This window comes from Methylocystis sp. SB2 (assembly GCF_049817085.1).
GTDB lineage: Bacteria > Pseudomonadota > Alphaproteobacteria > Rhizobiales > Beijerinckiaceae > Methylocystis > Methylocystis rosea.
In genome coordinates this window covers 377,816-403,498 of the sequence record NZ_CP187401.1, presented here as the reverse complement: position 1 = coordinate 403,498, position 25,683 = coordinate 377,816, and the positions used below count along the sequence as shown (strand labels likewise).

Annotated in this window: 26 protein-coding genes; 5 read left to right on the top strand and 21 right to left on the bottom strand. The window is 63.4% G+C overall.

Features of this window, described 5'->3' with window-relative positions:
• Window positions 1-46 precede the first annotated feature (46 nt).
• The 3 genes from ACPS74_RS02075 to ACPS74_RS02065 form a co-directional block, all read right to left on the bottom strand.
• Complete coding sequence (locus tag ACPS74_RS02075; RefSeq protein ID WP_026222959.1) at window positions 47-712, bottom strand: cold-shock protein; 666 nt, start codon at window positions 710-712, stop codon at window positions 47-49.
• Window positions 713-1,227: 515 nt separating this feature from the next.
• Window positions 1,228-2,022 carry an MBL fold metallo-hydrolase gene (locus ACPS74_RS02070; RefSeq protein ID WP_029651005.1) on the bottom strand — a complete coding sequence of 265 codons (795 nt, stop codon included), beginning with the start codon at window positions 2,020-2,022 and terminating at the stop codon, window positions 1,228-1,230.
• Window positions 2,019-2,810 (bottom strand): TatD family hydrolase, encoded by a 792-nt coding sequence (locus tag ACPS74_RS02065; protein WP_029651007.1) that lies wholly within the window; start codon window positions 2,808-2,810, stop codon window positions 2,019-2,021. The genes ACPS74_RS02070 and ACPS74_RS02065 overlap by 4 nt, the downstream gene beginning before the upstream one ends.
• Window positions 2,811-3,067: 257 nt before the next feature.
• Between ACPS74_RS02065 and ACPS74_RS02060 the strand changes: the two genes are divergently transcribed.
• From ACPS74_RS02060 to ACPS74_RS02050, 3 genes are all read left to right on the top strand, one after another.
• Window positions 3,068-3,334 (top strand): hypothetical protein, encoded by a 267-nt coding sequence (locus tag ACPS74_RS02060; protein WP_018408282.1) that lies wholly within the window; start codon window positions 3,068-3,070, stop codon window positions 3,332-3,334.
• Window positions 3,331-4,473 carry a CapA family protein gene (locus ACPS74_RS02055; protein WP_029651009.1) on the top strand — a complete coding sequence of 381 codons (1,143 nt, stop codon included), beginning with the start codon at window positions 3,331-3,333 and terminating at the stop codon, window positions 4,471-4,473. The genes ACPS74_RS02060 and ACPS74_RS02055 overlap by 4 nt, the downstream gene beginning before the upstream one ends.
• 72 nt (window positions 4,474-4,545) lie before the next feature.
• Window positions 4,546-4,914 carry a VOC family protein gene (locus ACPS74_RS02050; protein WP_029651010.1) on the top strand — a complete coding sequence of 123 codons (369 nt, stop codon included), beginning with the start codon at window positions 4,546-4,548 and terminating at the stop codon, window positions 4,912-4,914.
• A 225-nt stretch (window positions 4,915-5,139) separates the two neighbouring features.
• Here ACPS74_RS02050 and ACPS74_RS02045 read toward each other — a convergent pair whose 3' ends face one another.
• The 3 genes from ACPS74_RS02045 to ACPS74_RS02035 form a co-directional block, all read right to left on the bottom strand.
• Window positions 5,140-5,622 carry a hypothetical protein gene (locus tag ACPS74_RS02045; protein WP_239754480.1) on the bottom strand — a complete coding sequence of 161 codons (483 nt, stop codon included), beginning with the start codon at window positions 5,620-5,622 and terminating at the stop codon, window positions 5,140-5,142.
• Window positions 5,623-5,884: 262 nt separating this feature from the next.
• Entirely contained in the window at window positions 5,885-7,423 is a 1,539-nt protein-coding gene (gene metG / locus ACPS74_RS02040) for a methionine--tRNA ligase (RefSeq protein WP_029651015.1), read from the bottom strand.
• Between the two features lie 67 nt (window positions 7,424-7,490).
• Window positions 7,491-8,006, bottom strand: a complete 516-nt coding sequence (locus ACPS74_RS02035; RefSeq protein WP_029651017.1) for a DNA-deoxyinosine glycosylase — start codon at window positions 8,004-8,006, stop codon at window positions 7,491-7,493.
• A 62-nt stretch (window positions 8,007-8,068) separates the two neighbouring features.
• Between ACPS74_RS02035 and ACPS74_RS02030 the strand changes: the two genes are divergently transcribed.
• Window positions 8,069-8,311 (top strand): hypothetical protein, encoded by a 243-nt coding sequence (locus ACPS74_RS02030; RefSeq protein ID WP_014889725.1) that lies wholly within the window; start codon window positions 8,069-8,071, stop codon window positions 8,309-8,311.
• A 17-nt stretch (window positions 8,312-8,328) separates the two neighbouring features.
• Here ACPS74_RS02030 and ACPS74_RS02025 read toward each other — a convergent pair whose 3' ends face one another.
• From ACPS74_RS02025 to ACPS74_RS01965, 13 genes are all read right to left on the bottom strand, one after another.
• Window positions 8,329-9,102: an SDR family oxidoreductase gene (locus ACPS74_RS02025; protein WP_018408292.1), complete on the bottom strand. Its 774-nt coding sequence runs from the start codon at window positions 9,100-9,102 to the stop codon at window positions 8,329-8,331.
• 28 nt (window positions 9,103-9,130) lie between these two features.
• Window positions 9,131-11,860 (bottom strand): DNA gyrase subunit A, encoded by a 2,730-nt coding sequence (gyrA, locus tag ACPS74_RS02020; RefSeq protein ID WP_029651019.1) that lies wholly within the window; start codon window positions 11,858-11,860, stop codon window positions 9,131-9,133.
• Window positions 11,861-11,975: 115 nt separating this feature from the next.
• Window positions 11,976-12,353, bottom strand: coding sequence for a TfoX/Sxy family protein (locus tag ACPS74_RS02015; RefSeq protein ID WP_029651021.1), 378 nt, complete (start codon window positions 12,351-12,353; stop codon window positions 11,976-11,978).
• A 16-nt stretch (window positions 12,354-12,369) separates the two neighbouring features.
• Window positions 12,370-12,762 (bottom strand): HesB/IscA family protein, encoded by a 393-nt coding sequence (locus ACPS74_RS02010; protein WP_029651023.1) that lies wholly within the window; start codon window positions 12,760-12,762, stop codon window positions 12,370-12,372.
• A gap of 27 nt (window positions 12,763-12,789) precedes the next feature.
• On the bottom strand, window positions 12,790-13,167 hold the full coding sequence (locus ACPS74_RS02005) for an SUF system Fe-S cluster assembly protein (protein ID WP_029651025.1): 378 nt from the start codon (window positions 13,165-13,167) through the stop codon (window positions 12,790-12,792).
• Between the two features lie 16 nt (window positions 13,168-13,183).
• A complete protein-coding gene (locus ACPS74_RS02000; protein WP_018408297.1) occupies window positions 13,184-14,428 on the bottom strand; it encodes a cysteine desulfurase in 1,245 nt (414 codons plus the stop codon).
• Window positions 14,425-15,717, bottom strand: a complete 1,293-nt coding sequence (gene sufD, locus ACPS74_RS01995; RefSeq protein ID WP_029651028.1) for a Fe-S cluster assembly protein SufD — start codon at window positions 15,715-15,717, stop codon at window positions 14,425-14,427. The genes ACPS74_RS02000 and sufD overlap by 4 nt, the downstream gene beginning before the upstream one ends.
• Window positions 15,718-15,720: 3 nt before the next feature.
• Window positions 15,721-16,473, bottom strand: coding sequence for a Fe-S cluster assembly ATPase SufC (gene sufC, locus ACPS74_RS01990; RefSeq protein WP_029651029.1), 753 nt, complete (start codon window positions 16,471-16,473; stop codon window positions 15,721-15,723).
• Window positions 16,473-16,757, bottom strand: a complete 285-nt coding sequence (locus ACPS74_RS01985; protein WP_029651030.1) for a type II toxin-antitoxin system RelE/ParE family toxin — start codon at window positions 16,755-16,757, stop codon at window positions 16,473-16,475. The genes sufC and ACPS74_RS01985 overlap by 1 nt, the downstream gene beginning before the upstream one ends.
• A 263-nt stretch (window positions 16,758-17,020) precedes the next feature.
• The gene (gene sufB / locus ACPS74_RS01980) at window positions 17,021-18,490 is read right to left on the bottom strand and encodes a Fe-S cluster assembly protein SufB (RefSeq protein ID WP_029651031.1); all 1,470 of its coding nucleotides are present in this window, start codon (window positions 18,488-18,490) and stop codon (window positions 17,021-17,023) included.
• Window positions 18,491-18,578: 88 nt separating this feature from the next.
• Window positions 18,579-19,736, bottom strand: a complete 1,158-nt coding sequence (locus ACPS74_RS01975) for a cysteine desulfurase family protein (protein WP_036241921.1) — start codon at window positions 19,734-19,736, stop codon at window positions 18,579-18,581.
• 96 nt (window positions 19,737-19,832) lie between these two features.
• Window positions 19,833-21,857: a vWA domain-containing protein gene (locus ACPS74_RS01970; RefSeq protein ID WP_029651036.1), complete on the bottom strand. Its 2,025-nt coding sequence runs from the start codon at window positions 21,855-21,857 to the stop codon at window positions 19,833-19,835.
• Window positions 21,858-22,074: 217 nt separating this feature from the next.
• A complete protein-coding gene (locus ACPS74_RS01965) occupies window positions 22,075-22,614 on the bottom strand; it encodes an RNA polymerase sigma factor (RefSeq protein WP_029648892.1) in 540 nt (179 codons plus the stop codon).
• Between the two features lie 169 nt (window positions 22,615-22,783).
• On the opposite strand from ACPS74_RS01965, the gene ACPS74_RS01960 reads away from it, so the two are divergent.
• The gene (locus tag ACPS74_RS01960; RefSeq protein WP_014889742.1) at window positions 22,784-23,458 is read left to right on the top strand and encodes an alpha/beta hydrolase; all 675 of its coding nucleotides are present in this window, start codon (window positions 22,784-22,786) and stop codon (window positions 23,456-23,458) included.
• A 77-nt stretch (window positions 23,459-23,535) separates the two neighbouring features.
• Here ACPS74_RS01960 and ACPS74_RS01955 read toward each other — a convergent pair whose 3' ends face one another.
• Window positions 23,536-24,618 carry an anhydro-N-acetylmuramic acid kinase gene (locus tag ACPS74_RS01955; RefSeq protein ID WP_029648890.1) on the bottom strand — a complete coding sequence of 361 codons (1,083 nt, stop codon included), beginning with the start codon at window positions 24,616-24,618 and terminating at the stop codon, window positions 23,536-23,538.
• A gap of 313 nt (window positions 24,619-24,931) precedes the next feature.
• Window positions 24,932-25,681 carry a hypothetical protein gene (locus tag ACPS74_RS01950; RefSeq protein ID WP_029648889.1) on the bottom strand — a complete coding sequence of 250 codons (750 nt, stop codon included), beginning with the start codon at window positions 25,679-25,681 and terminating at the stop codon, window positions 24,932-24,934.
• Window positions 25,682-25,683 lie beyond the last annotated feature (2 nt).

Below are 25,683 nucleotides of genomic sequence, written 5' to 3'. Positions count from 1 at the left end.
GCGGCCCTCAAGGAGGATCGCGGCGCACGGATCTACGGAGCGAGGCTCAATCCAGGATGATCGACAGCGCTTCTCTGCCTTTCGCCGTATCGACGACCTGCATCGTGACCGGCTGCCCCTCGGCGAGGCGGTTCACGCCGGATGGGCCCAGAATCGAAATATGGACGAACACGTCCTTGCCGCCGTCGTCCGACTGCACAAAGCCGAAGCCTTTTGTCTCGTCGAACCATTTGACCTTGCCGGCGACCGGAACGGCAGTCGACGGATCGGGCGCCTGACGACGGGGCCGGGGGCTGTCAAAACCGCCGCCTGCGCGCGGCGGCGGCGGCGGCGCGCGCTCAGCGGCGCCAGCCAAATCGACCTCGAGAATGCGCGCCACTTGCTGGCCCTTCACCGAGCTCGTGACCTGCACCTGCAATTTCGCGCCGGGCGGCAGCGTGTCGTATCCCGCCGCCTGAACGGCGCCGATATGGAGGAACGCGTCGCCGGTGCCATTGGCAAGCTCAACGAAGCCGAAGCCCTTGTCAGTCTTGAACCACTTCACGATGGCGTCGACTGCTGGCTCGTTCGACATCGGAGGCGGCGAATCTGGAAATCCGCCGCCAAAGGGTGATCGCGGCGCGCGGCTCGTGCGCGGCGAATCATAGCTATACGGAGCGTCGTCATCAAATCCGCGCTTGCGGGGGCCCCGAAAATCTCTACCTTTGCTCATGTCTACCTGCTCGTCTCCGCCAAAAACGGCAAGACCGCTATGCCAACCTTGTGCGCCCAACCGCTCCAGTTGGCGCGTCTCAAATAACGCGCCCGCCCGGAAACGACGATGATGTGCCTCTTGAATGCCATATAGTCCCGCGCAGCGAGCCTTTTACCAGAGTTTTGCCCCCGAAGGCCAGAGAAATCCGTGGGGTGATCCAAAAATCCAAACAGTCGCCATAGTTTGACAACTAGGTCAAATTCCTGCGTCGGCGGGAATGTTCGCGATTGCAGGAGTTTAGATGAGCTGCGCGGGTGGGACTGTCGCGCCATGCGCTGAACACGCGGCGCCTTGTCAACATAATGCGTCATCCGAGGACGCCGGCGGCGGCGTTCCGCCGGACATGACATCGACGCAAAATCTCAGGCGAGCGAAAGGCAAGGGCCGACGGCGCCAGCCGCATCCCTCATCCACGATTCGCATAATCGATATTATGGAACCAAAATATATCATTTTTGGCGATGGCTGCGACGTCAGACGTCGAGCGCCATTCCGTCAAAAGCCGGCGTGACATTTTCCGGCAGCGTCGCGGCGAGCGCGTCGTAATCCAGATCAACGTGCAGATCCGTCAGAACGGCGCGCTTTGGCTTGAAATGCGCGATGAAGTCCAGCGCCTGACTGACGGAAAGATGTGTGCCGTGCCGCTGATGGCGCAGCGCGTCGATAATCCAGAGATCGAGCCCTTCCAGATACTGAACGCTCTCAGGCGGAATCGCGTGCAGATCCGGCGTGTAGGCCACGTTGTCGAAGCGGAAGCCGAGAGCGTCCATGTCGCCATGGTCCAGGCGAAACGGCGTGGCGACGATGGCGCCGCCGGGTCCGTCGACCGTCTCGGCGCGCCCCAAATGCAGCCGATGTTCGGTCATCAGCGGCGGATAAAAGCTCCCCGGCGGCGTCTTGAAGATGTAGTCGAACTTCGTGGCGAATGACCGCGAAGTCGGTTCGTCCATATAGGCCGGGATGCGCCGACCGCTCAGAATGACGAGGCCGCGCACATCGTCCACGCCATGCGTGTGGTCGGCGTGGGGATGGGTATAGAAAACCGCGTCGAGCCGCTTGACGTCGGCGTCGATGAGTTGCTCGCGTAGATCCGGTCCCGTGTCCACGAGCACTTGCGTCGCTGCGTCAGCAGGGCCGCGCGCGACGAGAATTGAGCAGCGCCGGCGCCGATTTTTCGGATTGTCCGGATCGCACTTTCCCCAGCCCTGCCCGACGCGCGGCACGCCGCCCGACGAGCCGCACCCAAGGATCCTGATTCTCAGGCTCACGCGACGGCGTCCAGAGGCGGCATTTTGGAAAACAGCCTCAACGCATTTTCGGTTGTGGCGATTGCAAGTTCAGCGGCGCTGATTCCCTTGAGGTCGGCGAGCACGCGCGCGGTGTCGACGACGAAGGCCGGCTCGTTGCGCTTGCCGCGATGGGGCGTCGGCGCGAGGAACGGCGCGTCGGTTTCGACCAGCATGCGCTCCAGCGGCACGTCGCGGGCGATCTCGCGCAGATATTCGGCGTTTTTGAAGGTCACAACGCCAGAAAAGGAAATATAGAGGCCGAGCTCCAGCGCCGTTTGGGCGAGCTCGGGGCCGCTCGTGAAGCAATGGAGCAGGGCGGGGAAAGTCCCCTTCCCCATTTCGTCCTTCAGAATCGCGGCGCAGTCGTCGTCGGCGTCGCGCGTATGAATGACGAGCGGAAGGCCGGTTTCCCTCGCGGCTTGGACGTGAATGCGGAAGATGCGCTGCGCCACCTCGCGCGGCGCGTGGTCGTAGTGATAGTCGAGGCCCGCTTCGCCCAATCCGACGCATTTTGGATGTTGCGACAGAGTCACCAGCGCTTCGACGGTCGGCTCGGCCTCTTCGTGCGAATGATGCGGATGCGTCCCGACGGTGCAAAAGACCTCCGGATAGGCTTCGGCGACCGCCTTCACACGGTCGAAGCGCGACAGATGCGTCGAGATCGTGATCATTCTCGCGACGCCGCGCGCCTTGGCGCGGGCGATCGTCTCCGCGAGTTCTGACGCGAAATCGGGAAAGTCGAGGTGACAATGGGTATCGATGAGCATCAGACTCGGTCAGGAAAGAGCAACACTGAATGGCCGCGGGCGCGCGCGCCGGGTGCTTGATGACGCGTTTGGATCTATGCGGCAATATGGCTCGGACGGCGGAAAACACAAATATTTAGCCTCCGGCTCCTTCGCGGCTAAGATGCGCGGCGCTATATTTTCTTGGCTATGCAACGCGCCTTTCTCATCGCCGGCATTATGCGAGACCGTCACGGATCAAGCTCGGGCGGGACGTTGCAAGCGCGAGGAGCAATAACTTGACGCAGTCTTCCGCGCCGGACGGCGACGGCCGCCCGCTGGCGACGATCAAGGACGTGACGGACGTCCTCGGCGACATCGACGACGCGACGCTGTCGGCGATCATGGATCTGCGGCCAACGATCGCTGACGTCGAGGAGGCGGCCATGTGGATGTCCGGCGATCCGGACATCTTTGGCGCCGGCGCGCCGCTCAAGGACGTGGCGGGAGAAATCGTTTCGCTGGTCGCCGGCGACGACGAAGAGAATCTTCCCCCAACGATATGAGCGAAGCCGCGCCGCCGGGTGACGGCGCGCCGGCCGTCCGACTTTTCCTGTGCGGCGACGTGATGATCGGCCGAGGCGTCGATCAAATCCTTCCGTCGCCCTGCCCGCCCAATCTCTATGAGGAATATGTTTCCTCGGCGCATGAATATGTTCGCCTGGCCGAAGCGGCGTCCGGGCCGATTCCGCGGTCGGTTGATCCTTCCTATATCTGGGGCGACGCGCTCGCCGCGCTTGAAGCACACGCGCCCGACGCCCGCATCGTCAATCTCGAAACAAGCGTGACGCGCAGCGAGACGGCCGAGCACAAGGCGATCAATTATCGCGTCAGTCCGCAGAATGCGGAATGTCTGCGCGCCGCCGGAATCGATTGTTGCGCGCTTGCCAATAATCACGTTCTCGATTGGGGACGCTCCGGCCTCCTTGAGACGCTCGGCGCGCTCGAGCGCCTGAATATCGCCGTCGCCGGCGCCGGACGCTCCGCCGGCCAAGCGCAGCGGCCGGCGATTATTGAGATCCCGAGCAAGGGACGGGTGGTCGTGCTGTCCTTCGCCCTGCCCGACAGCGGAACGCCCTTGGAGTGGGCGGCGACGCCGTCGTCGCCCGGCGTCAATCTTCTGCCCGACCTTTCTGCGGAAAGCGCGGCCTTCGCCTGCGATCTGGCGCGAAACGCGGCGCGCAGCGAAGATATTCTGGTGATGTCGATCCACTGGGGCTCGAATTGGGGCTATGGCGTTTCGAACGCCCAAAGACAATTCGCGCATCGGCTGATCGAAGACGCCGGCGCTTCCGTCGTCCACGGACATTCGTCACATCATGCGAGGGGATTTGAAGTTCATCGCAACCGCTTGGCGCTTTATGGCTGCGGCGATTTCCTCAACGACTATGAGGGCATCGATGGCCACGAACTCTATCGCGGCGATCTCTCAATGATGTATTTCGTCGATCTCGACGCGAGCGGCGATCTCATCCAACTGCGAATGGTCCCGCTGCATATGCGGCGCTTTCGCCTCGAACGAGCCTCGGCCGCCGACGCCAAATGGCTTGCGCAAACGCTCGATCGCGAAAGCGCCCCATTCGGCGTTCGCGTCCGGCGCGAACCAGATGGCGCGCTGTCAGCTTCCTGGTCCGGCGGCGAATGAGCGCCGCGACGTTCGTGACTGGGAGGCCGCGACTCCCCATCTGAATGATCGAGAGACAGGCGGAGCTGATCGATGGCCATCATTCTCAATCACACCATCGTGCCGGCGCGCGACAATGAGGCGGCGGCGCGCTGGTTCGCACGGATTTTCGGTCTGCGCTACGACGGCGCCAAGGGCCATTTCGCGCCGGTGAAGGTCAATAGCGAACTCACCCTGCTGTTCGACAAGGATGAGGGCTTCGGCGCCAGCCATTACGCCTTCCACGTCGGCGACAATGAGTTCGATGAGATCTTCCGGCGCGTGAAGGACGAAGGCGTCGCCTTTGGAAGCGCGCCGGGTCGATTCACGGACGGTCAGCTGAACGACTGGAACGGCGGCCGAGGAGTCTATTTCAAAAGCCCTGACGGCCATGTGCTCGAGCTGATGACGCAGCCGCAGTAGCGGGCGCCGCCCTTCTCGCGGCCGTCCGATGGGCGATATCGCCGGCGTAATCCTCAAAGATCACCGGGCCGAGACCCCGGTCGTAAAAAATGGGAATGTCGCCGACAAAGCGCGCTTTGTCGCTAGTCATGGCGACATTCCCTCAATGAACGGAGACAGAAGCGCCTGCCGCGACCCCGCCCCGCTCGTGAGGTTCGAACAGGGGCGGGCGGCGGCGATTGGCGCCTACTGCGCCGGCTGTTCGGCCGGCGCCTCGACCGGAGCTGCGGGCTTCGGTTTGGGCTTGGGCTTGGGCTTGGGCTTGGGCTTCGGCTTAACCGGCTGTTCGACCGCGGCCTCTGGCGCCGGAGGCGCCTCCGGCATCGCCATGGGTGCGGGTTGGGGCGGCGGCGGCGCTTCGGTCAACGGTGCCGGAGCGGGCGCAGGCGCGCTCTCCATTGGAGCCTCTACGGCCGCCGGCTGCTCAGCCGGAGGCATCTCAGGCGCAGGCGCGGCCGAGGCGTCGGGTTGGGCGGTCGCGTCCGACTCGGCGGGAGCCGCCGGGGTTTCGGCCGGCGCAGCGTCCTCGGCGGGCGCGGATTTAAACCGGCCCTCGATCGCGGCTTTCAGATTGGCGACGCCTTCGGTCGGCGCAGCGTAGATGCCGAGCCCGAAACCGATCGCGCCAAATATAACCGCCGTCAGAATTGTTGAAATGCCACGCGCCATTCCATGAGTTCCTCTGTAAGAAAAGAGCCGTCCGAGATACGACACAACGAAGGCGGATATTGTTGCGCGGGCGCTCGACCGAGCGGCGCGAGTTGCTTCACAAGGAGCCCGGGCGTTCATAATTGCACGCCCGCGCTTTGGCCGACAAGCCCGCAATGACGAAGGTCATTGCGGGCCGCTGCGCACCCGCCATTTGAAACGGCTGATTATGGTCAGCGCATGGCGAGCGCGGCGGCGGCTCCCCGCGCCTGCTGGAGCGGGACTAATTCGCCTCCTCCTCCACAAATCTCGGAAAGACAGGCGTTGGCGGCGGCAGCGGCGCGCCCTCCTGCAGGGCGTTCGCCTCCTCGGCATGCGCGAAGTCCCGCTCGTCCGGGCCGACTCCCAGGAGATCGAGAAGCTTGCCGGCGGACTCGGGCATAAATGGCTGCAGGGGAATCGCCAGACGTCGCAGCGTCTCGGCGGTGACGTAGAGTATCGTCTCCATCCGCGCAGGGTCGCTCTTCTTCTTCGCCCAGGGCTCTTCACCTGCGAAATAGCGATTGGCCTCGGCGACGATACGGAAAATTTCCGCCAGCGCGTGGTGCGGCGCGTAATCCTCCATGGCGGCGCGCGCTTTCGCGAGAGCGTCGGCCGCCTGCGCGAGAATGTCTTTGTCGGCGTCCGTAAGCGCATGTTTACGTGGTACGGCGCCCATACAATTTTTGGCGATCATCGACAGCGACCGCTGCGCGAGATTGCCGAGGTCATTGGCGAGATCGGCGTTGATGCGATTGACGATCGCCTCGTGCGAATAATTGCCGTCCTGGCCAAAGGGGATCTCGCGCAGGAAGAAGTAGCGCAGCTGGTCGACGCCATAGCGCTCGGCCAGATCGATGGGATCGACGACATTGCCGACCGATTTAGACATCTTCTCGCCTTTGGAAAACAGGAAGCCGTGCACGACGACCTGCTTGGGCAAAGGCGCGCCGGCGGACATCAGGAACGCCGGCCAGTAGATGGCGTGAAAGCGGGTGATGTCCTTGCCGATGACATGCGCGTCGGCCGGCCAGAAGCGTGCTCTATTTCCGCCTTCCGTAAGGTATCCTGTAGCCGTTACGTAATTAGTAAGCGCATCGACCCATACATACATCACATGCTTCGCGGCGGTCTGCGCGCTGGGCGGAATCTCGATGCCCCAGTCGAAGGTCGTGCGCGACACCGAGAGGTCCGTGAGCCCGCGCTTCACGAAGGCGACGATCTCGTTCTTATAGTGTTCGGGCGTGATGAAGTGTGGATAAGCCGCGTAATGCGCGAGCAATTTCTCCGCATAGGCCGACAGTTTGAAGAACCAGCTCTCCTCCTCCACCCACTCGACCGGCGTGCCCGTCGGCGCGAATTTCTTGCCGTCCCGCTCGGTGAGTTCGTCCTCGTCGTAATAGGCCTCGTCGCGCACCGAATACCAGCCTGCGTATTTGGAGAGATAGAGGTCGCCGTTCGCCTCCATCCGCCGCCACATTTCGAGCACGGTCTCTTTGTGGCGCGCCTGCGTCGTGCGCACGATGTCGTCGGCGCGGGCGTTCAGCGCCTCGCCCATCCGGGCAAATTGCGCGGCCGTGCGGTCGGCGAGCGCCAAGGGCGTCAGCCCTTCCTTTTCGGCGGTGCGCTGCATCTTCTGCCCGTGCTCGTCCATGCCGGTGACAAACAGCACTTCATAGCCGTCGAGCCGCTTCCATCGCGCGAAGGCGTCGGTGGCGATGCGCTCATAGGCGTGGCCGATATGCGGCGCGCCATTCGCATAAGGAATGGCCGTCGAGATCATGTAAGGGGGACGTTCAGGCATGGCTCGGGTCTAGCGCGGTTTTTGGGCGCGGGGAAGCGCCCCAAAGCTAATCGAGAAATGGGGCGAGCGCCGATCGCCATTTTTCCTCCTTCTGGGCGAACGTCAGCGTTGCATGCGCGGGACTCGTCGAGGGCAGTCGGCGTGAAGCAATCGCCGCGGCGCGAACCGACAGTCTGGGCAGAACCAGCCGTTGATACAGGCTGGCCGCTGTAGCGCCATTGAAGCCAATCAGCGTGATGTCTGGATGCATCTCGAAAAAGCGCTCAAAATCATTGACGCGCACAGTCGAGCGTTCGATCCGCTGGTCGAGGCTGCCCGGCCGATGGGCGCTTTCGCAGACATCCCAGAGGGCGACGCCGCGCGTGTTCAGGCTCTGGAGGCGATCGACGTAACAAGCGTCGGCGTCGAAGCCGAACAGGCTACTCATCAGCGTCCAAAACGTGTTGCGCGGCTGCGCGTAATACTGCCGGAGCTCCAGAGAACGCTGGCCGGGAAGCGAGCCAAGAATCAAGAGCTTCGCATCGCAGGTCGCCGCAGGCGGGAAGCCGACTGAATAGGTCATGACGGATCTGCGACTCCCCTTCCCGCCTCCGATGCGCTAAATTGATCGCTCGGAGCACGAGTATGAGCGTAACCAAAAACGCGCCGAGGGATCTTGCGAGGCGCTTCGCCGAGAAGCGGAGCGGTCACACCAATGGCTGGCGGCGTGAGACCTTCTCGCTGGAGCGTCTCGAGGCGCGCGCAAAGGCGCGCGAGTGGTTCGAGCGCTTCCCCAAGGCCGCCTATATGACCGAGATCGAGTTCTGGCGCGAGCTGGAGGATGGGCGGATCGAGTTCACGATGCGCCGCCTTCCGAGCGCCGACTAGCGCCGGCGACGCCAAGTCTACTCGGGCCCGACGTCCGGCGTGCGCCAGCCCAGATGCTGGCCGCTGTCGACGGCGATCATCTGCCCGGTCACGCTTTTCGCCCGGCTGAGGTAAACGACGGCGTCGACCACGCCAGAGACGTCGGCTGCCCGCTGCAGCGGCACGCCCCGGGCTTCCATCTCGAACTCCCGCTCGCCGAGCGCGGCATTTGCAAAGACCGGCCCCGGCCCGACGGCATTGACGCGAATACGCGGCGCGTAGGCCTGCGCCATGGTGCGCGTCGCCGCCCACAGCGCCGATTTCGACAGCGTATAGGAGAAGTAGCGTGGCGTGAGACGCAAAACGCGCTGATCCAGGATATTGACGATCGCGCCATCGACGCTTGCCGGCAACGCCGCCGCAAAGTCGCGCGACAGCAGCAGCGGCGCGCGCAGATTGACCTGCATCTGCCGCTCATAAAGCTCGAGCGAAAAGTCCTGCGCCGCGTCGACTTCAAAAATCGAGGCGTTGTTGACGAGGAGCCGTAGCGGTCCGAAGGCTTCGCCGGCCTGCTCAATGAGGCGCTGCGTCGACTCCGCATCGGCGAGGTCGGCGATCGCCGTCGCCGCGCGCCCGCCGCGTATTCGGATCGCGTGCGCTGCAAGCTCCGCCTCCTCGGCTGAACGCGGAGAGGCATGCAGCACGAGGGGCCGCCCCTCGCGCGCGAAGCGCTCGGCGATGGCCAGGCCGATGCGACGCGGCGCGCCGGTGACCAGCACGGGGCCGTCTGCGTCGTCGCCGCCCTCGCTCATGCGCCTACCCTATCGTTGAGCGTCCAGATTAGGCTTCGGCGTCCTCGCCCTCGCCGACATCGCCGATATGTTCGACGGAAACGACGCGCTCGTCTTCGGCCGTGTCGAAGACAATGACGCCCTGAGCGCCGCGCCCGGCGATGCGGATGCCGTCGACGGAGCAGCGGATCAGCTGGCCCCCGTCCGTCACCAGCATGATTTCGTCGCCATGGCCTACGGGGAAGGAGGCGACGAGCTTGCCGTTTCTGGCGTTCACCGCCATGGCGACGATGCCTTTGCCGCCGCGACCCGTCGTACGATATTCGTAAGAGCTCGTACGCTTACCGTAACCGTTTTCGGAAACGGTCAGAATGATCTGCTCGGCCGCCTGCATCTCGTAAAAGCGCGTATCCGACAGCTCAACGGCGATCGCGGCCTCTTCCGTCTCGGTCCCCGCCTCGGGCGACACATCTTCGCCCATGCGCCGGCGCAGCGCGTTGGCGCGCTTCAGATAGGCGGCGCGTTCCTCCCCGGCGGCGTCGAAATGATTGAGGATGGACAGCGAGATCACCCGATCGTCCTGCCCCAGCGCCACGCCGCGCACGCCCATCGAGGTGCGGCCCTGGAAGACGCGGACCTCCGGCACGGCGAAGCGGATGCATTGGCCGTCGCGTGTGGTCAGCAGCACGTCGTCGCGCTCTGTCGCGGTCGCGACGTCGACAATGGCTTCGCCGTCGTCGAGCTTCATGGCGATGAGGCCGTTGCGGCGAACGTCGACGAAATCGGAGAGTTTATTGCGCCTCACCGTGCCGCGCGTCGTCGCGAAAATGACGTCGAGCGTCGCCCAACTTGCCTCGTCTTCGGGTAGCGGCATGATCGAGGTGATGCGCTCGTTTTGTTCGAGCGGCAGCAGATTGACGAGCGCCTTGCCGCGCGCCTGCGGCGCCGAGAGCGGCAATCTCCAGACCTTTTCCTTATAGGCCTTGCCGAGCGAGGAAAAGAACAGCACCGGCGTATGCGTATTGGCGACGAACAGACGGTGGACGAAATCCTCCTCCTTCGTCTGCATGCCGGAACGGCCTTTGCCGCCGCGCCTTTGCGCGCGATAGGTCGAGAGCGGCACACGCTTGATATAGCCGGCGTGCGAGACGGTGACGACCATGTCTTCGCGCGCGATCAGGTCCTCGTCCTCGACCTCGCCGTCGGACTCAAGGATTTGCGTGCGGCGCGGCGTGGCGTGAGCTTCCTTCACCGCCAGGAGTTCGTCCTTGACGATGCCGAACAGGCGTTCGCGCGAGCGCAGAATGTCGAGGTAATCGGCGATCTCGACGGCGAGCTTGTTCAAAGCTTCGGAGATTTCCTCGCGTCCGAGCGCCGTGAGCCGTTGCAGACGCAATTCGAGGATGGCGCGCGCCTGCGCCTCCGAAAGCCGGATGGCGCCATCATCGCTGAGTCTATGGCGCGGGTCGGCGATCAGTTCGACGAGCGGCGCCATGTCCTTGGCCGGCCAATCGCGCGCCATGAGCGCTTCGCGCGCCGCGGTCGCGTCGGGCGACGTGCGGATGAGATGAATGACCTCGTCGATATTCGCGACCGCAATGGCGAGGCCGACCTGCAGATGGGCGTTGTCGCGCGCCTTGTTGAGGCGGAATTTCGTGCGGCGGGTGACGACCGTCTCGCGGAAATCCACGAAGGCGCGCAGCACGTCATGGAGCGTCATCAGCTCCGGGCGGCCGCCGTTCAACGCGATCATATTGACGGGAAAGCTTGTCTGCAGCGTCGTATGACGCCAAAGCTGGTTGAGCACGACGTCGGCGACAGCGTCGCGCTTCAGTTCGACGACGATGCGCATGCCGTCGCGATCAGACTCATCGCGCAGATCGGCGACGCCCTCGATCTTCTTCTCCCGCACCAGATCGGCGATGCGCTCGATCAGCGTCGCCTTGTTCACCTGATAAGGAATTTCGGTGAAGATGATCGCCTCGCGATCCTTGCGCAGAGTTTCGATCTCTGACTTGGCGCGCATGATGATCGATCCGCGGCCGGTCGTGAAGGCGTTGCGAATGCCGCCACGCCCGAGAATGCTCGCCGCGGTCGGAAAGTCCGGTCCCGGCACGATGTCCATCAGCTCGGCGATGGTGATGTCGGGCCGATCGATCATGGCGATGCAGGCGTCGATGACCTCGCCGAGATTATGCGGCGGAATGTTCGTCGCCATGCCGACGGCGATGCCGCCTGCGCCGTTGACCAGCAGATTGGGGAAACGCGCCGGCAGAACCGTCGGCTCGTTTTCCTTGCCGTCGTAATTGGCCTGGAAGTCGACGGTGCCTTCATCAAGATCTTCGAGCAGCGCGAGCGCAGGCTTTGCGAGCCGGGACTCGGTGTAGCGCATCGCCGCCGGCGGATCATTGTCGACCGATCCGAAATTGCCCTGCCCGTCGATGAGCGGCAACCGCATCGAAAAGGGCTGCGCCATGCGCACAAGCGCGTCGTAGATCGCCGCGTCGCCGTGCGGATGATATTTACCCATCACGTCGCCGACGATGCGCGCCGACTTCACATAGGATTTATCGGGCGTGTGGCCGTTCTCGTGCATCGAAAAGAGAATGCGCCGATGCACGGGCTTCAGGCCGTCGCGCACGTCCGGCAGCGCGCGCGACACGATCACGCTCATCGCGTAATCGAGATAGCTGCGCTTCATCTCGTCGGCGATCGAAACCGGCCTTATGTCAGAGCCGGGCTTGTCGGAATCGCTTTTTTTGGGATCGTCTTCGGCCAAGTGAGCGCCAGTTCAAGGATAGCGTCGAGTTCACATGTCTATAGGCGATTCGAACGCGCGGCGCCAGCTTTAGCGCCTTATGAAGATTGATGTTTTTCAAACGCTTATTGGCGCTTTAGCCGTCTTTCCCAGCGGAATTTGGCGCCTTGCGCCTGCCCGCGGCTGAAATCTGCCGTTTCGGGCCTGACCGGAGCGCGGTTTCGACCGCAAGCTTCGCCCATCGAACCAGTTCGTCGCCGTCTTCGAGCGCCTGGTCAGGGAGGCTCCAATAGGAGATCGTGATCGGTCGATCCTTGCCTTGGTAGACGAAAAGCCGGGAGCCCGCCTCTTCAAACCGCGCGGCGCTGTGCCGATCGGCCTTCAGATAGATTTCGCCGCCGGCCTCAATGGCGAAGAAAAGGCCATCGGCGTAAACGCCGTGGCCGCCGAACATGCGCTTGACGGACACAGCGGCAAAAGGCGCGAAAAGCTCTTCGATACGCGCGCGGTCCATAGCGGCCTCGACGCGATCAGGAACTCCCCATCTGCGACGCGGCGCCGACCTTTTCCGGGTCGGCCGGCGTCAGCTCGACGCTCTCGCCGCAGCCGCAGGCCGACTTCTGATTGGGGTTTTCGAACACGAAGGTCGAAGAGAACTGCGTCGTCTTCACGTCCATTGTCGTGCCGAGCAGATAGAGCACCGCCGCGGCGTCGACGATCACGCGACCGCCCTCGATGTCGATGACCTCATCGCCCCGCTTCGGTTCTGCGATCTCCATCTTGTAGGACATGCCGGCGCAGCCGCCCTTCTCCACGGAGACGCGCAGCCCCTTCCCTTCCGCCCCGGTCGCAAGCAGGCCACGGACCCGCTCCGCCGCGGCGGGGCTGACGTTCATCACGCTCATCTTCTGCATGGAAGTCATCGTAAAATCGTTCCCCTAGGTGTCCGCTCACCACATGTCGAGCGCGACCCGCGCTTCGTCCGACATACGGCTTTGATCCCAAGGCGGATCGAACACCATGTTCACCTTCACCTCGCTGACGCCAGGCACAGCGCTCACCGCATTTTTGACCCACACCGGCATTTCGCCGGCGACGGGGCAGCCAGGCGCTGTCAGCGTCATATCGATCTCCACGAAGCCTTCTTCCGCAATATCGACGCGGTAAATCAGGCCAAGCTCATAAATGTCGGCCGGAATTTCAGGATCGTAGACGGTCTTGAGCGCCTTAACGATGTCGTTCGTCAGCCGCTCATTTTCAATGGCCTGGGACGTCCGATCCGTAGTCGCGGAGGTTTGGGTTTCGCTCGTATTGGGAGCATCGTTCATGAACACGAAATTCTCCTCAGGCGAAAAGAGAACGGGCCTTTTCGAGCGCCTCCGCCAGCCGATCAATCTCCTCGCGCGTGTTGTAGAGCGCGAAGGATGCGCGACAGGTGGAGGTGACGCCCAAACGCGAAAGTAGCGGCATGGCGCAATGCGTCCCGGCGCGCACGGCGATGCCGGAACGATCGATCACCGTGGCGATGTCGTGCGCATGCGCCGCCGCCATGTCGAAGGAAAGGATCGGCCCCTTATCCGGCGCCCGCCCATAAATTCTGAGCCCCTCTATCTGCGACAATCTTTGATGCGCGTAAGCGGTCAATCCTGCTTCATACTCGCGGATCGCGTCCCGACCGATGCGCTCCATATAGTCGAGCGCCGCGCCGAGCCCGACCGCCTGCGCGATGGGCGGCGTGCCCGCCTCGAACCGGTGCGGCGGAGTGTTATAGGTGACGCTCTCGAGCGTCACGGTTTCGATCATCTCGCCGCCGCCGCAGAACGGCGGCAACGCTTCCAGCCATTTACGCTTGCCGTAAAGCGCGCCGATGCCGGTCGGAGCGTAAAGTTTGTGGCCGGTCACCACATAAAAGTCGACGTCGAGCGCACGCACGTCGACATCGAGATGCACAGCGCCTTGCGAGCCGTCGACGACCAGCGGCACGCCATGCGCGTGAGCGATGCGCGCGACCTCGGCGATCGGGGTCGGCGCGCCGAGAACATTCGACATATGCGTGAGCGCTACGATCTTCGTGCGCTTGGTGAACAGCTTCTCGAAAGCTTCGAGGTCGAAGCGGCCGTCGTCATCGACCTCCAGCCATTTCAACACGGCGCCTTTGCGCTCGCGCAGCAAATGCCAGGGAACGATGTTGGAGTGGTGCTCCATCATCGACAGAATAATCTCGTCGCCTTCGCCGATATGCGCTTGGCCGAAGGAAGCCGCGACCAGATTCAAGGCTTCGGTCGCGCCGCGGGTGAAAATGATCTCGTCCGTCGATTCGGCGTTGAGGAAGCGGCGCAGCGTCTCGCGCGCGCCCTCATAGCCTTCGGTTGCGGCGTTGGCGAGATAATGCAGTCCCCGATGCACATTGGCGTATTCATGCTCGTAGAAATGCGTCAGCCGATCAATCACGGCGCGCGGCTTTTGCGCCGAGGCGGCGTTGTCGAGATAGGCAAGCGGCTTCCCATAGGGGCGCTCGGAAAGAATGGGAAAATCCGCCCGAACCGCTTCAATGTCATAAGCCGTCTGAATGCGGGTAATCTCGTTCATCGGCTGATCCTTCTAGAAAGCCACGCGCTGACGCGATCGCTGAGAAACGCCCTCAACTGCTCATCCTCGATTGCGTCCATCGCCTCATTGGCGAAGCCTTCAATGAGCAAGGCTTCGGCCTCGCGGCGCGGCAGTCCGCGCGCGGTGAGATAGAACAACTGATCCTTGTCGAGCCTGCCACAGGTCGCGCCATGGCCGCACTGCACGTCGTCGGCGAAGATTTCGAGCTCCGGCTTGTTGTTCATCGCCGCCTGCTCGGAGAGCAGAAGCGCCTTCGACTGCATGACGCCGTCCGTCTTCTGCGCGCCCGGGCGCACGATAACCTTACCCTGAAACACGCCGACGCTCTGGTCATCGAGAATATTGCGAAAAACCTCCCGGCTTTCGCCGCATGGTTTTGCGTGATCCATGATGAGGGTCGTGTCGGCGTGCAAGCGGCCGCGTCCCAAAGTCGCGCCGTTAAAGACCGCCTTCGCGTTCTCGCCGTCGAGGCGCGCGAAGATCTGCCTTCGGTTCAACCCTTCGCCTTCGATCAGCGCGAAGGAATTGATCATGGCCCCCGCGTCGAGATGCGCGAGCAGCGACGCCACGCGGATCGCCTGATCGACGCCGCCCGAGAGATGAGTGACGAGGTCGAGGCGCGCGCCCGGCGCCAATCGAAGCACGAGGGCGCTATTGTCCTGCGCAGGCGCCGACGAAAGGGCGCCAAGAGTTTCCACCACTGTCGCTCGAGCGCCCTCGCCCAGCATGACGAGCGCGCGCGTATAGGTCGATTGCGCGGCTTCCGCCGACGCCAAAGTCGTGAGTTCGAGCGCGCGGTCGATCGCAGCGCCCGGCGCGATCTGAATGACGACGCCGTCCTGCATCAGCGCCGCATTGAGCGCGAGGATCGGGTCCTGCGCGCCAATATCGGCGCTGGAGAGCGCTGACAGGACATGCGGCTCGCCCTGCGCCAGCGCGTCGCGCAGCGATTGCGCGACGACGCCATCGGGAAGCCGAGCGATATCCGAAAGATCTGGCCGGAAAACGCCATCGAGCGTGACGAGACGCAGAGAATCATGCGCGCGCGGCAGCGACAATGCGGCGCGGGAGGCGGTGGCGAGCGGCGCCGGCCGGCCCATCGCCGTTTTCAGGTCCGTGTAATGCCATGACTCCACGCGCCGGTTCGGCACGCCAGACTCGGAGAATGACGCCCAGCCGGCCGCGCGCAGACGCGGCGCCCCCTTGTCGCGCATCTCTTCGTAAAAGGAGGAAAGCGTCGCTTCCGCTTCGCTCGCCAGCTTGATCATCGCTTATGCCGCCTCTTGCGCGATGTAATCCTGATAGCCGCGCTCCTCGAGCTCCAGAGCAAGTTCCGGACCGCCGGACCGCATGATGCGCCCCTGCGCCATCACATGCACTGAATCTGGCCTGATATATTCGAGCAGGCGCTGATAATGCGTGATGACGATGAAGGCGCGCTCGGGCGAGCGCAGGGCGTTGACGCCGTCCGCGACGACGCGCAGCGCGTCGATGTCGAGCCCCGAATCCGTCTCATCGAGGATCGCGAGACGCGGCTGCAGGAGCGCCATCTGCAGGATTTCCATCCGTTTCTTCTCGCCGCCGGAGAATCCGGCGTTGAGCGGCCGGCGCAGCATGTCCTGCGCGATGCCGAGCGACGCCGCGGCCTCCCTGACGCGCTTCATGAACTCCGGCGTCTGCAGTTCCGGCTCGCCGCGGGCGCGCCGCTGCGCGTTGAGCGCCGCCTTCAAAAAGGTCATCGTCGCGACGCCGGGAATTTCGACGGGATACTGAAAGGCGAGAAAGACGCCTTTGGCGGCCCGCTCCGCCGGATCGAGGTCGAGAATATTCTCTCCGTTGAGCCGCACGTCGCCTGTCGTCGCCTCATAGCCTTCGCGGCCGGCGATGACGTAGGAGAGCGTCGATTTGCCAGTTCCGTTCGGCCCCATGATCGCCGCGACTTCGCCGGCCTTAACGCTGAGCGTCAGGCCCTTGAGGATTTCCCGCTCGCCGACGGAGACGTGAAGATCCTTGATTTCGAGCATCAATTCAGCCCCTCGAGCCGTCGCCTCATATGCACATAGCGAACCACCTCCACGCGGTCCTCGAGCAACCGGTACAGGATGAGATAGGCGCCGCTTATCGCGCTTCTCACGCCTTTGCCGATGTCCGGTCGCTCTCGTCCGATTTGCGGATGTAAGCCCAACAATCTCGTTTTCCTTTCCAGCGCATCCAACGTCAGATCCGCAGCGGTCTCATTCTCTTTCGCGATATAAGACCAGATCTCGATTAAGTCCTCTTCAGCGCGCGCCGTTCGAACGATGCGCATCGAGAATTAGCTCTGTGAATGACGACGGCGCGCCTCGGCTTTGATTTCATCGATCTCGCCGAAACGCCCGGAGCCGCTTTCGACGCCTTCACGCCAAAGCCGGCGTAATTCCTCAAGGTCTGTCCGCTCCACAAGCCGCTCGGTGCGCCATTGAGCAATGGCGGCGCGAATAGCGTCATTCTCCGACTCGAACTCGCCGCAAGCGACTGCCGCAGCAAGCTCGGACTCCAATTCCTCTGGAAGAGAAATGTGTAACGTGCGCATCACCCCACGCTCCCTTCGAGCGAAATCGAGATCAGCTTCTGCGCTTCCACCGCGAACTCCATCGGCAGCTGCTGCAGCACGTCGCGCACGAAGCCGTTGACGATCAGCGCCGTCGCCTCTTCCGCCGAAAGCCCGCGCTGCATGGCGTAGAACAGCTGGTCCTCGGAAATCTTCGACGTCGTCGCTTCATGCTCGAACTGCGCGCTCGGATTCTTTGACTCGATATAGGGAACCGTATGCGCCCCGCAGTTGGGCCCGATCAGCAGACTGTCGCACTGGGTAAAATTGCGCGCGCGATCGGCCTTACGATGTGCGGAAACCTGGCCGCGATAGGTGTTCTGCGAACGTCCGGCTGAGATGCCTTTGGAGATGATGCGGCTTTTGGTGTTCTTGCCGAGATGCAGCATCTTGGTGCCGCTGTCGACCTGCTGATAACCGTTCGACACCGCGATTGAATAGAACTCGCCTTGCGAGCCGTCGCCGCGCAGGATGCATGACGGATATTTCCAGGTGATCGCCGAGCCCGTCTCGACCTGCGTCCAGGAGATATGCGAATTGCGGCCGCGACAATCGCCGCGCTTGGTGACGAAATTGTAAATTCCGCCCTTACCCTCGCTGTCGCCAGGATACCAGTTCTGCACCGTCGAATATTTTATTTCGGCGTCGTCGAGCGCGACGAGCTCCACCACCGCCGCATGAAGCTGGTTTTCGTCGCGCTTGGGCGCCGTGCAGCCTTCGAGGTAGCTCACATAGGAGCCCTCATCCGCGATGATCAGCGTGCGCTCGAACTGTCCCGTATTCTGCTCATTGATGCGGAAATAGGTCGAAAGCTCCATCGGGCAGCGCACGCCCTTGGGCACATAGACGAAGGAGCCGTCGGAGAAGACCGCGCTGTTCAGCGTCGCATAGAAATTGTCGGTCACCGGCACGACCGAGCCGAGATATTTGCGCACCAGCTCCGGGTGCGTGTGCACCGCCTCGGAAATCGGACAGAAAATTACGCCGGCTTTGGCCAGTTCCGCCTTGAAGGTCGTGGCGACGGACACGCTGTCGAAAACCGCGTCGACGGCGACGCGGCGGGTTTCGACGCCGGCGAGAATCTCTTGCTCGCGCAGCGGAATGCCGAGCTTCTCGTAAGTGCGCAGCAGCTCGGGATCAACCTCGTCGAGCGACTTCGGGCCGGGCGTCGATTTCGGCGCCGAGTAATAATAGAGATCCTGGAAGTCGATGCGGGGATAGTGAACACGCGCCCAGCGCGGCTCAGCCATCGTCAGCCAGCGCCGGTAAGCGTCGAGGCGCCAGTCGGTGAGCCACTGCGGCTCGCCCTTCTTGGCCGAGATGAAACGAACGATGTCTTCATTCAGCCCTTTGGGGGCCTTATCCGATTCGATATCGGTCGAAAACCCGTACTTATAGGCGTCGACGTCGATGGACTCGACGCGCGCAACGGTCTCCTGACGAGCCGCCATCTGTCTTTCTCCTCGTCACGACGGGTTCAAGGCCCGCCGGCCGATCGTTCCGCCGCCGCCTGCGCGTTGGCGCCCTGTTAGGCGTCGACTAGGCGGCGAAATGCCGGGACCTCATGCGATCCACGACACGTGCAAGAACCTTTCCGAACTGTTCTACATCCTCTTGCGTCGAAGACCAACCGAAACTGGCCCTCAGCGCCTCCCTTTCAGCCGCGCCCATTGCCGCAAGCACGTGCGACTCCGTCATTTTGCCCGAAGAACAGGCTGAGCCTGCTGAAAGCGCGACATTCTCAAGGTCAAGCGCCATCAACATTGTGCGTGGGGCGAGGCCGGGAAGCGAGAAAGCGCTGGCGTTTGGCGCGCGCGGCGCCCTTGAACCGTAGAATCGGGCGTCGGGCGCGACTTTCAAGACGTGCCGCTCCAGCGCGTCGCGCAAATCGGCGAGTCGAGACGCCTCTCCTGCCAAATCTGCGGTCGCCGCCGTCAGCGCCGCTGCAAAGCCGGCGATTCCGGCGACATTCTCCGTGCCCGCGCGGCGTCCGAACTCCTGGCCGCCGCCGCGCAGCGCCGGCGCCTCCAGATGCAGGCTCTCGTCACGAAAGCCGAGCGCGCCGACGCCCATGGGCCCGCCCAGCTTATGTGAGGAAAAGAACATTATATCCGCGTCGGTCGTCGCGAATGTCGTCTTCAGTCGGCCGATGGATTGCACGGCGTCGCAGACAAGGACGCCTTTCGCCGCATGGATTAGCGCCGCCGCCTCGGCGACGGGCTGGATGACGCCGGTTTCATTGTTGACGGCCTGCAGCGCGAGCATCGCCCGGCGGCGGGAGCGCCGCGCCAGCGCCTCTTCCAGCGCGTCGAGCGAAATGACGCCTTCCGGGGTCAACGGAAGGGTTTCAACTGCGTCGGGCGGAAAGCGATGCCCCTGCAAGACGCAGTGGTGTTCGCCGGCGCCGATCAGCAAGACATCGATGGGCGCTTCGTCGCCCTCTCGGCGAAGCGCCGGCGTAAGCGCGAGATTCGCCGCCTCTGTCGCGCCGCTGGTGAAGACGACGCTGCGCCGCTCCGCGCCGATCCCTTGCGCGATCGCGGCGCGCGCGTCTTCAAGCAGCGCCTTCGCCGCCCTGCCCTCGGCATGGACCGAGGAAGGATTGCCGAGCGTCTCCAGCGCATCGAGCATCGCCGCCCGCGCTTCCGGGCGCAGCGGCGATGTCGCGTTGTGGTCGAGATAGACGCGGGCGGACATGGGCCTCGATTTCGGTTGCCGCATTATAGCAGAGCGCGGCGGCGCAGGCGCGTTGTCGTATCTGCGCCACTCTTTCGGTAAGCACCGCGCGCCGGCTTACGGCCGCGCCAACTTCGCCAGCCGCGCCAGATTGACGAATTCCGCGCGGTAGCCGAACGGATCGTCGCCCTTGGCGCTCTGCGCCAGCGCGATGACATCATCATAGCCGTAATCGCCAAGATAGGGCGCGCCTTTCAGCAGCTGCGCGAAGGCCGCGACGGCGATGGAGAATCGCACGTCCTGCGGCGCGCGCGCCAGGCTTTCCATGCTTTGTGGGACGGCGATCGGCTGCGTGATGAGCCGTGAGGCCTCCTCCTTCGGCAGCTTGTAGCGCAGCTTGAGGAAGCCAAGCTCGCTTTCCGCACTTGCCTGCGCCACCGCCGCGGTCTTCCTGCCGTAACGCAGATCGTCAACCAGCTTCTTTTCGGCGCCGACCGGCGTGATCTCGTAGATCGCAGTGACGCGGTGACCTGAGCCGACATCGCCTGCGTCCACCTTGTCGTTGTTGAAATCCTCGCGGCGCAGCGCGCGTGTTTCATAACCGATCAGGCGATATTCGGAGACGCGCGCGGGATTCCACTCCACCTGGATTTTAACGTCCTTGGCGATAGGAAAGAGCGTCGACGACGCTTCCTCGACGAGCGCTTTGCGCGCTTCATTGAGAGTATCGACATAGACCACTGCGCCATTGCCGTTCTGCGCCAGCGCCTGCATCAGCGCGTCGTTGTAATTCCCCTGGCCGACGCCGAGTATGGACAGGAAAACGCCCTTCTCGCGCTTGCGTTCGATCAGCCCTTTCAATTCGCTCTGATCGGTGACGCCGACATTGAAATCCCCGTCGGTGGCCAGGATCACGCGATTAACCGCCGATTTGTCAAAGTTGCTCTCCGCCAAGCGGTAGGCGTCCTGAACGCCTTGCGCGCCGGCGGTCGAGCCGCCCGCGCCGAGCGCGTCGATCGCCGCCAGAATTTTGGCCTTGTCGGCGAGTTTCGTCGGCTCCAGCGCGACGCCGGAGCCCGATGCGTAGGTCACGAGCGCAACCGTGTCGTCAGGCCTCAACTCGTCGACAAGCATTCGTAGCGCGTTCTTCACGAGCGGCAGCCGATCCTGCGGCGACATCGAGCCTGAGACGTCGATCAGAAACACGAGATTGGCGCGCGGGCGCTCGGCGCTTTGCAGCGCATAGCCCTGTATCGCCACATGCACGAGGCGATTGCCGGCGTTCCACGGACTGGGCGTCACAGTGATCGTCGGCTTGAACGGCGTCTGCGCGCTTTCGGGCTTCGGATAATCATAGGGAAAGTAATTGATGAACTCCTCGACCCGCACCGAATCTTTCGGCGGCAGGCGCCCGGCGTTGAGCGCGCGGCGCGCGAAGGCGTAGGAGGCGGCGTCGACGTCGATCGAGAAGGTCGAGACGGGCTCCGCCGCCGCTGACTTGACGGGGTTCGTCTCCTTTGACTCGAACCTGTCGCGAAATTCGCTCTCAGGCGCGACATTCGTGTCGATCGGCGGCGACGGCCGGACGCCTTCTGCGTTCATCGCGGCGACCGGTTTCGCGGGCTGAATAGATCGCGTCAGTGGCGAGCTGGCGAGGCGCGGAGGCGGCGGCGCAGCGACGCCATCGGCTCGGCCGCCGAGCGCGCCCGCTGCAGTCGCGCTCTTCGTTCGCTCTTCTCGCGCCACGGGCGCTGGAGCCGGCTGAACTGCCGCCGGCGCCTCCCTGCGCGGCGCTACGGCGACCTCGGCCGGCGGCGAGATGGGGCCGACAGGATTGGATATGCTCCCACCTCCCGGCGCATAGTTGCGTGAGAGCATGAAGGCGGCGGGCGCGCCGATCATCAGCGCGGCGATCGACGCCGCGAGCGCGCGGTTGAAATAGAACGTCTGACGCATCTTTCTTTTCCCTTCCAATGGAGAGGATGCGTAGCTGAGACGTTGCGGCGCGGCCGATCCTTGGGCCTCGGCTGCGCTTTTTTCAAAAGCGGCCATCGCCGCCGCGAGCGCTAGGCGCTTCGCCTCGCCATCGGGCTGCGGGACGGGCGCGTCGTTGAGCTTTGAGAGATGGTCGCGTTCGGCCACTACGCCGTCTCCCCTCGCGCCAACAGCCAGCCAGCGACCAACCCTCCCCCCGCGAAGCGGCGGGGAGGGTGGTTCGCTAAGCGAACCGGGTGGGGGGCTAAAAGGCGTCCGCACGCGACGGAGTCGCCCCCCACCCCTAGCCCCTCCCCGCCGCAAAAGCGTGGGGAGGGGAACGCCCGGATCGTCACACTCGCGCGAATTTGCGAAAAGCGCAGCGTCACAAAACCTCCAGCATGTTCCTGAGGCGTTTTCGCGCCTCATGCAGATGCCACGACACGGTCTTCTCCGAACAACCCATGAGCGCCGCCGCCTCGCCATGCGACAGGTCCTGCGCATAGACGAGCAGCACGGCGTCGCGTTGCTGATCCGGCAGGGCGCGCACCTCGCGCCAAAGGTCCTGCCCCATGATTTCATCCTCTGGGGTGTCGCCGTCGGCGCTGTCCACGAGCGCCGACATGCGCGCCGGTTCGAGCGCCACAATTTTGCGCCGCGCCCGAATGTGGTCGACCGCGGTCGTATAGGCGATGCGATAGGCCCAGGTCGCAAAGGCGCAGTCATTGCGAAAGGCGCTCATCCCCATCGCCATCTTCACCATTGCGTCCTGAGCGATGTCCTGCGCCTCCGCGCGCGCGCCGCACCAGCGCCAGGCGAGCGCATAGATGCGGTCGTAATGGCGCTCGGCCAGCGCGGCGAAGGCGGCGGCCTCGCCGGCGGCCGCCCGTCGCGCCAATTCGCCATCGGTGTCTTCGCCCGGCAAGTCGCCCCCGTTATTCGATCCCGTCGAGCCTATTGACGGGTGTGAGCGCAAATTCCTTGGGTCGGCGCGGCGAAATTTCGCCGCGGCCCGAGGACTGCCGAATTTCCTTGCATTTTACAGTAGCCCGCGTGGTAGAAGGCGCGCCTGCCCGTTTCGCAAGGGATTCCGAATGCCCGAGGTTATCTTCACCGGTCCGGCCGGCAGGCTCGAGGGCCGGTTCCATCAGTCCGCCACGCGCGGCGCGCCGATCGCGATCATTCTGCATCCGCATCCGCAGTTCGGCGGCACGATGAACAATCAGATCGTTTATCACCTTTACTACGCCTTCGCGGAGCGTGGTTTCTCCGTGCTGCGCTTCAATTTCCGCGGCGTCGGCCGTTCGCAGGGCGCTTTCGACCACGGCTCGGGCGAGCTTTCCGACGCGGCGGCCGCGCTCGACTGGGCGCAGGCGGTCAATCCGGAAGCGCGCGCCTGCTGGATCGCGGGCGTCTCCTTCGGCTCCTGGATCGGCATGCAGCTGCTGATGCGCCGTCCTGAGATCGAGGGGTTTATCTCGATCGCGCCGCCGGCAAACCGTTTCGACTTCTCCTTCCTGGCGCCCTGCCCCTCCTCGGGCCTCTTCATTCATGGCGACCAGGACCGCGTCGCGCCGCTCAAGGAAGTGACCGGGCTGATCGAGAAGCTCAAGACCCAAAAGGGCATTCTCATCGAACATGCCGTGGTCGAGGGCGCGAACCATTTCTTCGAGAACAGGATCGAGCCGCTGATCGCGCATGTCGACGCCTATCTTGACAGGCGTCTTGGCAATCCGCCGAGGATCGCCATTCCCGCGCGGGGCGACTGACGCTTCATTGTCATTCCCCGACGCGCGAAGCGGTCAGGCCTTCGGCCTTCCGGGAACGACACTGCGATCTATGACGCTTACGCGGCCGCTCGCGCCAGCACGCCGCCGCACATGGCTTGAGGCGCGCCGGTCGTCGTCGGGAAAGTAAGCGGCAGCCCTTCCAGCACGCGCGCGGCGAGATAGGCGAAGGCCTGCGCCTCCATCGAATCCGCTGACCATCCGACCGCGTCGGCCGTCGTCACCTTGCACGGCAGGCGCATGACGAGTTCGCGCACCAGGATAGGGTTGCGCGCGCCGCCGCCGCAGACGATCAGCAGTTGCGGCTGAGTCGGCAGATGCGGAAAAAGCCGCAGCACCGAAGACGCCGTAAAGGCGGTCAGCGTCGCGGCGGCGTCCTCGGTCGAGAGCTTGGCGACCGCATCGAGCGCGAAGGCGTTGCGGTCGAGCGATTTCGGCGGCGGCTGATCGAAGAACGGATGCGCCAGCATCTTGAGCAGCGTCGCTTCATTGACGCGCCCGCGCGCCGCCATATGGCCGTGCCGGTCGATCGGCGCGCCGGTGCGCTGAAGCATCAGATCATCGATGAGCGCATTGCCGGGCCCGGTGTCGCAGGCGATCGGCTCCTCGCCGTCCGCGACATAAGTGACGTTGGCGACGCCGCCGATATTGAGCAGCGCCACTTCGCCCTTCATGCCGCCGGCGAGGACAAGCGCACGATGGAACACCGGCACGATCGGCGCGCCTTCGCCGCCGGCGGCGATGTCGGCGGCGCGAAAATCATAAGCGACGTCGAGGCCGAGACGTGCGGCCAGCGCCGGCCCGTCGCCGATCTGGATCGTGAGCCTTTGCTTGGGACGGTGCAGCACCGTCTGACCATGAAAACCGACGATATTGACGCTTGCCGGGTCGATCTCATGATCCCGCAACAACGCCTCGACCGCCTCGGCGTGGCGGTCGGTCACCATGCGCTCGGCGAAGGCCAGAACGCCGGGCCGCGCGTCGCGATCTTGGAGCGTCGCGGCTTCGGCGAGCGCATTGCGCAGCAAGGCGCGGTCGGCGTCGCTATAGGGGTAGTGCCCCGTCGGTCCAAAGACGACAGTGGCGTCGCCATCGGTTTCGATCAACGCGACGTCGACGCCGTCCATGGACGTGCCGGACATGAGGCCAATAGCGCGGTAGGTGGGCAAGGCGAATCTCTCCGAGATGATGGAGATTAGCAGAAGAGGCCTCGCCTTTCCGCAACCTTGCGAGGGTGGAGCGCCTAGGCGTGCGGAGCTTCGGAAACCGTCATGGCCGGCCTTGAGCCGGCCATCCACGTCACGACGCCTCAAACGACCCAGCACTTCGCCGCTTTGCGGCGTGGATGCCCGCGACAAGCGCGGGCATGACGGGAGCGAGGTAATTGCGGTCGATGTCCTCTGGCTCGCTTCGAAAACCAATTCGGAGGCCGGGCCTCGCCATGATGAATTGGTTCTACGTATCCAAGACTTCCGCTAATTGTTTCAATTTTACGAAGCGCACGCCGTATTCGGTCGTGAGCCACGATCGATTCAACTCGTTGAAAACAGATATTGGTGTTCCGCCAGCGCGATCGTCTGTGCATAGTATGTCATTGCGGTAGCCGACGTGCGCTGCGGCCAACTCTCCGTCTGCCCATTCGGCGTAGGCCTTGGAGAATTTTTTTTGGTGAAGCATCCCTTGTTCGATTGCCTGCCATCCTCCGGCAGCATCGAACGCTTGCTTTCCCACTCCACGCTTCCAGATTTCGACATTTACCGCAACTTGTAGCTGTTCGCGTTCGGCCCTCGAATTTTCAGTTTCTTGAACAAAGATTGCAGAGTCACTGATCTCTCGAGGCCATGGCAAACCCATCCAAGCAAGCCCGCGCATCACGAGAAAACCGTTCGATGTTGCTAATTGTAAACGATCGGCCTGAACACTCGGCAAACCGGGATGCTGCTTGTCGCTTGGGCCAATCGACATAAAATGGACGTGCGCTTTGCCCTTCATGTGAACGGTGGACAAAGGAAAAGTCACGTCCATCTTTGGATGCGCAAAATAGCCAATTCGATCTATCTTCCGGACGGCTTCAATTCGAAAAGCAGCTTCGCAAATAAATCCCTCGATTCTCTGATCGGCGAGAGCATTTCGGACCTCTACGCACTCTTTCGCATCGGAATAGAATACTTTCTCCCACACGTTGCTATCGAAGCTAACGCGCATTT